Source organism: Salipiger sp. HF18, from assembly GCF_011806505.1.
Classification (GTDB): Bacteria; Pseudomonadota; Alphaproteobacteria; order Rhodobacterales; family Rhodobacteraceae; genus Salipiger; species Salipiger thiooxidans.
This window is the reverse complement of sequence record NZ_JAATOS010000136.1, coordinates 1-9,590: the sequence shown is the minus strand read 5'-3', so window position 1 is coordinate 9,590 and position 9,590 is coordinate 1. Positions and strand designations below refer to the sequence as shown.

Genomic DNA, 9,590 nt, shown 5'->3' with positions numbered 1-9,590 from the left:
TGCATGCGCTGCGCCGCCGAGACCGACGAGCTCGCGCCGCGGCCAAGCAGGTTGAGGATGGTGGCATAGACCATCACCGAGCCTACCAGCAGGAAGCGGCCGAGGCCGCGCAGCTCGGTCTTGGTGAAGCCGAGCACGAAAGCGCCCATGGCGACGATGCCGATGCCCAGCACGACCATGACCAGCTTGAGCCCGAGGCCGGCCCCCAGCGGCAGCATGCCCAGCACCGAGCCCATCATCATGTCGCCGAAGAGCCCGCCGAGCCCGAAACTGTGGGTCCATTCCGGCCCGACGGCCTGACCGGCGGCGTAGACGGCGGAGAGGGCGATCCAGATCGGGGCGAAGACGATCCGGGACAGCGCGCGCTCTTCGCCCTGGTGGAGGGCGAGGCGCAGCCCCCACACGAGCAGCACGAGCGCGAGGCCCCAGGCCCCCCAGCCGACGATCATGAACAGCGGCGCCGCGATGGAGGCCCCGATGCGGCCCATCCAGTTCTGCACCGGCGCGTCCGTTGCCGACAGCCAGGAAGGATCGTCCGGCGTGTAGGACCCGATCATCGCCGCGGCCATCAGTCCAAGGGCCACGAGTGCGAGGCCGGCCAGCTCCTTGCCGCGCTTCTCGATCGCCGCCTGCATGTTGCTGTCGAAGAGAGGGTCTCTTCCCCGTGTCTGATATGCCATCGCTCGCCTCGTGTTTTTCTTATTGCCCATAGAGACAGTCACGAAGTCTCGTGAGCCCCTGTTCGGTCTCGTCGCGGGAGGCCACGAGGGCCACCCTGATATACCCCTTGCCCGGGTTGCCCGCGTCCGTGTCGCGCGAGAGATACGCGCCGGGCAGTACGCGCACGCCCGTCTCGGTCCAGAGCTTCAGCGCCGCCGCCTCGCCGTCCTCGACCGGCAGCCACAGGAAGAAGCCCGCCTGCGGCGGCTCGTAGCCCGGCACGTTGCCGAAGATGCGGTCGGCGAGCTCGAACTTCTCGAGGTAGAGCGCGCGGTTCTCGACCACATGCGCCTCGTCGGCCCAGACCTTCTCGCTCACGCGCTGGATCGGCAGCGGCAGCGGGGCGCCGGCGTAGGCGCGGAGCTGCTTGATGCGCTTCATGCTCTCGGGCCCGGCGGCCACGAAGCCCGAGCGCAGCCCGGGCAGGTTCGACCGCTTGGAAAGCGAGTGGAAGATCACCACGCGCTCGGGGTCGACGCCCATCTCGGTCGCCACCTGCAGCGCGCCGGCAGGTGCCTCGCCGCGGTAGATCTCGGAATAGCATTCGTCCGCGAGGATGCGGAAATCGTGCTTCTCGGCCAGCGCGATGAGCCGTTCCCAGTAATCGCGCGAGGCCACCGCGCCCTGCGGGTTCGCGGGCGAGCAGATATAGGCCAGCGCCGCCCGGTCGAGGATCTCGTCGGGCAGGCTCTCGTAATCCGGCAGGTGGCCGGTCTCGCGGGTGGCGTTGACGAAGACCGGCTCGGCCGCGACCGAGACCGTGCCCACCGCGTAGACCTGGTAGAACGGGTTCGGGATCAGCACCGTGGGCTGCTTGCCGTCCTTGGTCTCGGGGCAGAGCGCCATGGCGGCGTTGTAGAGCCCTTCGCGCGTGCCGTTGAGCGGCATCACCTGAGTCGCCGGATCGACGCCGACGCCGTAGCGGCGGGCTATCCAGTCGGCGATGGCCTGCTGCAGCTCGGGCGTGCCGTCGTTCGGGGGATACTTGCCGAACTCGGCGACATTCGCCGCGAGGATGTCACCGACCCACGACGGAAAGGCGTGCCTGGGCTCGCCTATGGTCATGTGAATGGTGGGCCCGCCCGCAGGATGCACGTCGAGAAGTGCCCGCAGACGCGGGAACGCATAGGGCGGCAGGTTCGAGAACCGCTCGGGAAACATGGGCAATTCTGCCTCTGGTGCCTGTGATACTGCTTGTCTTCTCGGGGTCGTCGACGCCCCGTTTTGAAGGGAAGATACGGGAAGAGGCGCCGCTTCGTCCAGCGTGCAGGTGCATCCGCCGGGGCCTGTGGCGGGAATGCCGCAGGGGGCTCACGACGCGCGCAAGCCCGCTTTTTGCCTTGTGTTTTCCTTCGGGCCGTCCAACGGCCCCGGGGCCGCGGGAGGGGGCTCTGCCCCCGTCCGCTGACGCGGACTCCCCCGGAGTTTATCTGGCAAGATGAAGGGTCAGGAGAGCGCCTTCTCGGCCCCCGCGCCGAGCCGCAGCAGGCGGTCCTCGTCGTCGGGCGGGCACATCAGCGAGATGCCGCAGGAGGGCACGCCGGTGGGCAGGGTCAGGGTGCAGGTTCCCATGACGTTGCCGACGCGGGTGTTGCGCAGCGCGAGCAGGTTCTCGGTCACGTAGTAGTCGCCGCCCTCGAGCAGCTTCGCGACATTGGGCGGCAGGATCGGCGCGGTCGGGCAGAGCACCGCGTCGAAGCCGGCGGTGGCCTTCGCCCAGGCCTCGCGCGCGGCGATCATGCGGTTCCAGGCGCGGATGTAATCGGCGGCGCTGACGCTGCGACCGCTCTCGAACCGCTCGCGGATCGGCGCGAACATGGCCTCGGGGTCGGCCTCGATGACCTCGCCCCAGAGCGCCCAGGCCTCGCCGGTGTAGAGGATGCCCGCGTCGGCCATGGGAATGGCGACCTCGGGCACCTCGAGATCGACGATCTCGGCCCCGGCCCCGGTCAGTTTCGCCAGCGCCCGTTCGTAGCCGGCGGCGGGCTCGGCGCGCAGGTCGTCCTCGACGATGGTGCGCAGCCGGGCAAAGCGCTTGCCCTCGACGCTGGCGCCGGTGAGGTCGGGCGCGGTGCGGCCCTCGAGCGCCGCGAAGACCAGCGCCGCGTCCTCGACAGTGCGGCAGAGCGGGCCCACTGTGTCGAAGCCCACGGCCAGCGGCACCACGCCCTTGAGCGAGACCCGGCCCGAGGTGGTCTTGAGACCGACGAGGTCATTCCAGCACGACGGGATGCGCACCGAGCCGCCGGTGTCCGAGCCGATGCCAGCCGCCGCCAGCCCGAAGGCCACCGAGGCCGCAGCACCCGAGGACGAGCCGCCCGCGACTGCGTCCGCGTCGTTCACCGAGGGCGGCGTCGCGGTCATCGGGTTGAGCCCGAGCCCGGAGAAGGCCAGTTCCGACATGTGGGTCTTGCCGAGGCACACCAGCCCCATGGCGGTCGCCACCTTCAGCACCTCGGCGTCCTCGTCCGGGATGCGCCCGGCGAGCAGCTTCGAGCCCGCCTCGGTGGCCACGCCCGCGGTGTCGAAGAGGTCCTTCCAGCTGACGGGCACACCGTCGAGCGGCGAGCGGCGCTGGCCGGCGGCGGCGCGGTCGCGGGCGGCCTCGGCCTCGGCCAGCGCGCGCTCGGGCGTCAGGCGGGCGTAGATGCGGTCCTTCAGCGGGTGCGCCCCGATCTTGTCGAGAAAGCTCTGCGCCAGCGCCACAGGGTCGATCTCGCCCTTGCCGATTGCCCGCCCCAGCTCCGCCGCGCTCATGCCCGTCCAGTCGCTCATCACCCAAATCCTCTGCTGTTCGGCGCGACCGTAGCGGCACCTCCGCGCATGGACAATCCCGCCCGGGGGCGCATATTGGCGACCATGGAACATGATTGCGACATCCTCATCGTGGGCGGCGGGCTGAACGGCCCCGCCCTGGCGCTGGCGGCGGCGAAGGCCGGGCTGAAGAGCATCGTGATCGACGCCCTGCCCGCGGACACCCGCAGCGGCGACGATTTCGACGGGCGCGGCTACGCGCTGGCGCTGGCCTCGGTGCGGATGCTGGCGCGGCTGGGGCTCTGGGACACGCTCGCGGCCCATGCCCAGCCGATGCACGAGATCAAGGTCACCGACGGGCGCGTCGGCGAGGCGCAGGTGTTTCTCGGGCTGCATTTCGATTCCGCCGAGATCGAGGAAGGCCCGATGGGCCAGATGGTCGAGGACCGCTACCTGCGCCGCGCCCTGCTGGCGGCGATGGAGGCCGAGCCGCTGGTCGCGCAGCGCGCCGGCGAGACGGTGATCGCGCAGGAGACCACCGCCGAGGGCGTTACCGTGACGCTGGCCAGCGGCGGCACTCTGACCGCGCGGCTGCTGGTGGGCGCCGATGGGCGGCGCAGCGGCACCGCGACCCGCGCCGGCATCCGGCGCACCGGCTGGGGCTACGGCCAGACCGCGCTGGTCTGCGCCATCGCCCACGAGAAGCCGCACGAGGGCGTCGCACACCAGTTCTTCATGCCGCCCGGGCCGCTGGCGATCCTGCCGCTGCCCGGCAACCGCAGTTCCATCGTCTGGAGCGAGCGCGACGACCGCGCTCGCGCCATCAACGCGCTGCCGGACGACGAGTACCTCGCGGTGCTGCGCCCGCGCTTCGGCGACTTCCTCGGGGAGATCTCGCTCGCCGGGCAGCGCTTCCTCTACCCGCTGAACCTGACGCTGGCGAACAGCTTCGTGGGCGAGCGGCTGGTGCTGGTGGGCGACGCGGCCCACGGCATGCACCCGATTGCCGGGCAGGGTCTCAACGCGGGGCTGCGCGACGTGGCGGCGCTGGCGCATGTGATTTCGCACGCCCAGCGGCGGGGCGAGGACATTGCCTCGCCGGTCGTGCTCGAGCGCTACCAGCAGTGGCGGCGCTTCGACACCGCCTCGCTGGCCGCCGCGACCGATCTCTTCAACCGGCTGTTCTCGAACGACAACCCGCTGCTGCGCTTCGGGCGAGACCTGGGGATGGCGGCGGTGAATGCGGTGCCGGGGCTGCGCCGCGGCTTCATCCGCGAGGCCGCGGGGCTCACCGGGGACCTGCCGGACCTGATGCGGGGCTGAGCGCCCCGTCTGGCGCACCGGGCAGAGCCGCGAATCCGCCGCGCGCGGATGCACAGACCCTGCGCCAAGGCGAACCGCCCGGCACCTTGCCCCGGGAGGGGCGCGGTTCCTATCTGGGAGACAAGGGCGGCGCGTTGCCGCCGCTTCCGTTTCAAGGAGCCGTCACCATGAAGAAAATCGGATTTCTGTCCTTCGGGCACTGGTCTCCGACGCACGGCAGCCAGGTCAAGACCGCGGGCGACGTGCTGACCCAGTCAATCGAGCTGGCCGTCGCCGCCGAGGAGCTGGGCCTCGACGGGGCCTATTTCCGCGTGCACCACTTCGCGCGCCAGCTCGGCTCGCCCTTCCCGCTGCTCGCCGCCGTCGGCGCCCGGACCTCGAAGATCGAGATCGGCACCGGCGTCATCGACATGCGCTACGAGAACCCGTTCTACATGGCCGAGGACGCGGGCGCCGCGGATCTCATCGCCGGCGGACGGCTGCAGCTCGGCATCTCGCGCGGCTCGCCCGAGCAGGTGATCGACGGCTGGAAATACTTCGGCTCCCGCCCGGCCGAGGGCGAGACGCCCGCCGACATGGCCCGCCGCCACACCGAGGCCTTCCTCGACCTGCTCGAAGGCAAGGGCTTCGCCGAGCCGAACCCGCGCCCGATGTTCCCCAACCCGCCGGGGCTGCTGCGGCTCGAGCCCCATTCCGAGGGGCTGCGCGACCGCATCTGGTGGGGTGCCGGTTCGAACGCCACGGCGGTCTGGGCGGCAAAGCTCGGCATGCACCTGCAGAGCTCGACCCTGAAAGACGACGAGACCGGAGAGCCGTTCCACGTCCAGCAGGCCGACCAGCTGCGCGCCTACAAGGCGGCGTGGAAGGAGGCCGGCCATGCCCACGCGCCGCGGACCTCGGTCAGCCGCTCGATCTTTGCGCTGACCAACGACACCGACCGCAAGTACTTCGGCAGGGGAGGCAAGGAATCCGATCAGGTCGGCTTCATCGAGCAGCAGCGGTCGATCTTCGGCCGCGGCTACGCGGACGAGCCCGACCGGCTGATCGAGCAGCTGAAGGGCGACGAGGCGATTGCCGAGGCGGACACGCTTCTGCTCACCGTGCCGAACATGCTGGGCGTGGATTACAACGTCCACGTCATCGACACGATCCTGAAGGGGATCGCTCCGGCCCTCGGCTGGCGCTGACCCTGCGCGCCCCCGGCTGCCGTCTCAGAACCGTGTGTCGGGGGCGCTTCCCATCCCCCCGGCGCCGTGCCAGTGTTTCCGGTACGTTACGGGAGGACGGATATTTATGAACGGACATTGCGCAATCGTGACCGGTGCCGCGCGCGGCATCGGACTGGCCACGGCCGACCTGTTCCACGAGCTGGGATGGCGGGTGGTGCTGGTGGACCGCGACTCGGAGGAGCTGGATTTCGCGGCCACGCAGCGCCCCGAGGCGCTGGCGCTGACCCTCGACATCTCGGACCCCGAGCAGGTCGACGAGATGGTCTCGCGCACGCTGGACTGGGCCGGTCGCATCGACGCGCTGGTCAACAACGCGGGCGTTGCCGAATTCGGCCCTATCGAGAGCTGCGACTTCGCCATGTGGCGCCGGGTGATGGCGACCAACCTCGACGGCATCTTCCTGTGCAGCCAGGCCTGCACCAGCGCGCTGAAGGAGACGCAGGGCTCCATCGTCAACATCTCGTCGATCAGCGGGCTGCGGGCCTCGACGCTGCGCGTCGCATACGGCACCTCGAAGGCGGCGGTGATCCAGCTCACCAAGCAATACGCCGCCGAGCTAGGCGATTTCGGCGTGCGGGTGAACTGCGTCGCCCCCGGCCCGGTGCGCACCAAGCTCGCCATGGCAGTGCACACGCAGGAGATCATCGACGCCTATCACGACGCGGTTCCGCTGAACCGCTACGGCACCGAGCGCGAGCTGGCCGAGGCCATCGTGTTCCTCGCCTCGCCCAATGCCTCCTACATCACCGGGCAGGTGCTGGCGGTGGACGGCGGCTTCGATTCCACCGGCGTCGGCCTTCCGGCGCTGCGCGCGGCCCACGCGGCACGGGCCTGAGCGCCTCTGAGTCCCTGCCCCGCGCGCCGGATCAACGCGCGGGCCAGACCCGGTGCAGGTCGTCGATCACGAAGGCATGGGAATGGCGGTGTCCGCCCGCAAGATGCGGGTGGTCGACGGGAAGGTGGTCGTGGCTGTGCGCCACCTCCACCGGGTCGTCCGCCGGCCACATCCGCAGCGCCGCAACGATCCCCGCCACCGCCAGCAGCGCCAGCACCAGCAGCGCGGGCACGGTGCCGAAGCCGGTCTGCAGCCAGCCCGAGAGCGGGTAGCTCAGCAGCCAGCAGGCGTGCGACAGCGCGAACTGCGCCGCGAAGAGCGCCGGGCGGTCCTCGGGATGGGCCGAGCGCCGCAGCAACCGGCCCGAGGGCGTCTGCACGGTGGAATAGCCGATCCCCACCACCAGCCACGCCGCCAGCAGCGGCAGCCACGAAAGCCCCTCGGTCGCCACCAGCAGCGCGAGCGCGGCCAGCGACGCGACCATGGTCCAGGCGCCCGCGATCATCACCGGGCGGTCGGCGACGCGGTCGAGCACCCGGGGCAGCACCATCGCCGCCGCCATCGAGCCCGCCCCGAAGGCGAACATCGCCATGGCCAGCGCGCTCTCGCCCAGCCCCAGCTCGCCGCGCACCAGCACCACCGAGTTGACCAGCACCATGGCGCCGGCACCCGAAACCGCGAGGTTCAGTCCCAGCAGCCCGCGCAGGCGCGGCGTCGCGAGATAGATGCGGATGCCGCGGGTGGTGCGGTCGTAGATCCCGCGCGGCTCCGGGGCCTTGGGGCTCGGCAGCAGCACCGAGACCACCAGCAGCGCCGAGGCGGCGAAGCCCGCCACGGTGCCGAGGAACAGGGTGTTGTAGCTCATCACCGCAAGCAGGAGCCCCGCGAGGGTCGGCGAGACGATGTTCTCGAGATCGTAGGCCAGCCGCGACAGCGAAAGCGCGCGGGTGTAGCGGGCCTCTTCCGGCAGCACGTCCGGGATTGTCGCCTGGAAGGTCGGGGTGAAGGCCGCCGAGGCCGATTGCAGCAGGAAGATCAGCACGTAGACCTGCCAGATCTCGGTCACGAAGGGCAGGCAGAGCGCCGCCGCGCCGCGCACGAGGTCGAGCGCAACCAGCAGCCGCCGCCGGTTCACCCGGTCGGCGAAGGCACCCGCCACCGGTGCTATGCCCACGTAGGCCACCATCTTTATGGCGAAGACCGTGCCCAGAACCATCGCGGCGCCGTCGCCCGCGAGGTCGTAGGCCAGCAGCCCCAGCGCCACGGTGGCAAGCCCGGTGCCGAGCAGCGCCACAACCTGCGCCAGAAAGAGGTGACGGTAGGTGCGGTCTGCAAGGATGTCGAACATGGGGCCTCGGAAAAGGTCAGAGATAGCGCGATATGGCCTTCAACTCCGCCCGGTCGTGGTCCGTCTCGGCGTCGAGGCAATGGTCCATGTGATCGTGGATCAGGGCCTGCTTGGCGTTGCGGATCGCGCTTTCCACGGCCTGCAGCTGCTGCGCCACCTCGAGACAGGGGCGCCCCTCCTCGATCATGGCGGAGACCGAGCGCAGGTGCCCCTCGGCCCGCTTCAGACGCGAGACGATCCTGGGGTGGCTGGCGTGGCGGTGCGGATGGGTCATGGCTTCTGGATTATCCTCCCCCGGGGGATACAGCAAGGGCCGTGAAAAGCCTTCCGCCGGACCAATGGGCCCGGCGGAAGCGTTTGATCGAATGGCAGGCGCCCGGGCGGCGCGCTAGCGGATGCGCTGCCCGTTGGCCAGCACCTGGCCCTTGTCGTTGACCTCGAGCGTCGAGGTCAGCGAGTCGGGCTCGCCGCCCGGCACCGCGAACATGCCCAGCATCATGCGCGCGCCCATGGCCTCGCGCTCCTCGATGGCGCCCAGCTCGATGAGCCGGTCCATCAGCGCGTTGGCACCGGTCAGCGACAGGTCGAGCTGGCCCTCGGGCCGCGGCACGCCGTCGAAGGTCGTCTTGTCGCTGTTGTCGAAGGTGAACGCCCCCTCCCCCGTCAGCCCTGCGCCCACGGCCTCGACCGTCAGGTTGCGCAGGGTAAGCGCGTTCAGCTCGGCGGGCTCCTTGCCCAGCATCTCGAACCCGGCCATCGCCTCGGGGTTGGTGAAATCGACCAGCGGCGTGACCTTGGCGGTGAGGTCGAGCATCACAGTCGCCGGATCGCGCGGCATCACGCCCTTGGGGTCGAAGATGCTCCAGACCCCGTCCGACAGGGTCAGCCCGCCAAGCGTCACGCCCAGCGCGGCGTCCTCCGGCGTCTCAGATACGGCGGTCGGCATGGCAAGGTTGAAGCGCATCTCGTCCATAGAAGCGCTGACCGGGAACGGCAGGTCGCCGCTGGTCATCGCCCAATTCACCCCGTCGGCCGCCACGTCATAGGCGAGGTCGTCGCCCGAGAGCTTCACGGCAATGCGGCCCCCCTCGCTCGAGGTCTCACCGGTGGCGGTCTTGCCGTCCTCGGAGAACGTGAACCGTGACGAGCCCGCGCCAAACTCGCTGGTGTTCGACAGCCGCAGGGCGGCATCGCCGGTGGCGGGGGCATCGGGTACATTGGCCTCGGTGGCGCTGTGCAGCCCGGTGAGCGTGCCGCTCAGGGCGCCGGCGGAACGGCTCTCGGGGTCGTCGAACATCAGGTCGTAGGTCAGGTCGCCCAGCGACACCGTCTGGGTGATGTCCCGGCCACCGTCGCGGTGCACGACGCGGGCGTCCCCGTC

Annotated in this window: 9 protein-coding genes; 3 read left to right on the top strand and 6 right to left on the bottom strand. The window is 70.3% G+C overall.

The genetic code is table 11. From position 1 onward, the window contains the following. The 3 genes from HC022_RS12985 to HC022_RS12975 form a co-directional block, all read right to left on the bottom strand. On the bottom strand, positions 1-680 hold a 680-nt coding region (locus HC022_RS12985), incomplete at its 3' end, for a DNA translocase FtsK 4TM domain-containing protein (protein ID WP_175583562.1). A 19-nt stretch (positions 681-699) separates the two neighbouring features. Beyond that, entirely contained in the window at positions 700-1,881 is a 1,182-nt protein-coding gene (locus HC022_RS12980) for an aminotransferase class I/II-fold pyridoxal phosphate-dependent enzyme (protein ID WP_167452716.1), read from the bottom strand. A gap of 285 nt (positions 1,882-2,166) precedes the next feature. Beyond that, positions 2,167-3,495: an amidase gene (locus tag HC022_RS12975; protein ID WP_167452715.1), complete on the bottom strand. Its 1,329-nt coding sequence runs from the start codon at positions 3,493-3,495 to the stop codon at positions 2,167-2,169. Between the two features lie 84 nt (positions 3,496-3,579). On the opposite strand from HC022_RS12975, the gene HC022_RS12970 reads away from it, so the two are divergent. The 3 genes from HC022_RS12970 to HC022_RS12960 all read left to right on the top strand — a co-directional run bounded on the left by HC022_RS12970 (position 3,580) and on the right by HC022_RS12960 (position 6,861). Beyond that, positions 3,580-4,797: a UbiH/UbiF/VisC/COQ6 family ubiquinone biosynthesis hydroxylase gene (locus HC022_RS12970; RefSeq protein WP_254885078.1), complete on the top strand. Its 1,218-nt coding sequence runs from the start codon at positions 3,580-3,582 to the stop codon at positions 4,795-4,797. A gap of 167 nt (positions 4,798-4,964) precedes the next feature. Then, positions 4,965-5,984, top strand: coding sequence for an LLM class flavin-dependent oxidoreductase (locus HC022_RS12965; protein ID WP_167452713.1), 1,020 nt, complete (start codon positions 4,965-4,967; stop codon positions 5,982-5,984). 106 nt (positions 5,985-6,090) lie between these two features. Further along, positions 6,091-6,861, top strand: a complete 771-nt coding sequence (locus tag HC022_RS12960; RefSeq protein ID WP_008884093.1) for an SDR family NAD(P)-dependent oxidoreductase — start codon at positions 6,091-6,093, stop codon at positions 6,859-6,861. 31 nt (positions 6,862-6,892) lie between these two features. On the opposite strand, the gene HC022_RS12955 is transcribed toward HC022_RS12960, so the two are convergent. The 3 genes from HC022_RS12955 to HC022_RS12945 form a co-directional block, all read right to left on the bottom strand. After that, a complete protein-coding gene (locus HC022_RS12955) occupies positions 6,893-8,209 on the bottom strand; it encodes an MFS transporter (protein ID WP_167452712.1) in 1,317 nt (438 codons plus the stop codon). A 16-nt stretch (positions 8,210-8,225) separates the two neighbouring features. Continuing rightward, positions 8,226-8,483, bottom strand: coding sequence for a metal-sensing transcriptional repressor (locus HC022_RS12950; RefSeq protein WP_008884270.1), 258 nt, complete (start codon positions 8,481-8,483; stop codon positions 8,226-8,228). Between the two features lie 114 nt (positions 8,484-8,597). Further along, on the bottom strand, positions 8,598-9,590 hold a 993-nt coding region (locus HC022_RS12945), incomplete at its 5' end, for a DUF2125 domain-containing protein (protein ID WP_167452711.1).

Excerpts from the sequence above, each read along its gene's own strand:
- HC022_RS12975 (WP_167452715.1), bottom strand. The coding sequence starts at position 3,495 with ATGAGCGACTGGACGGGCATGAGCGCGGCGGAGCTGGGGCGGGCAATC.
- HC022_RS12950 (WP_008884270.1), bottom strand. The coding sequence starts at position 8,483 with ATGACCCATCCGCACCGCCACGCCAGCCACCCCAGGATCGTCTCGCGT.
- HC022_RS12980 (WP_167452716.1), bottom strand. The coding sequence starts at position 1,881 with ATGTTTCCCGAGCGGTTCTCGAACCTGCCGCCCTATGCGTTCCCGCGT.
- HC022_RS12960 (WP_008884093.1), top strand. The coding sequence starts at position 6,091 with ATGAACGGACATTGCGCAATCGTGACCGGTGCCGCGCGCGGCATCGGA.
- HC022_RS12955 (WP_167452712.1), bottom strand. The coding sequence starts at position 8,209 with ATGTTCGACATCCTTGCAGACCGCACCTACCGTCACCTCTTTCTGGCG.
- HC022_RS12970 (WP_254885078.1), top strand. The coding sequence starts at position 3,580 with ATGGAACATGATTGCGACATCCTCATCGTGGGCGGCGGGCTGAACGGC.
- HC022_RS12965 (WP_167452713.1), top strand. The coding sequence starts at position 4,965 with ATGAAGAAAATCGGATTTCTGTCCTTCGGGCACTGGTCTCCGACGCAC.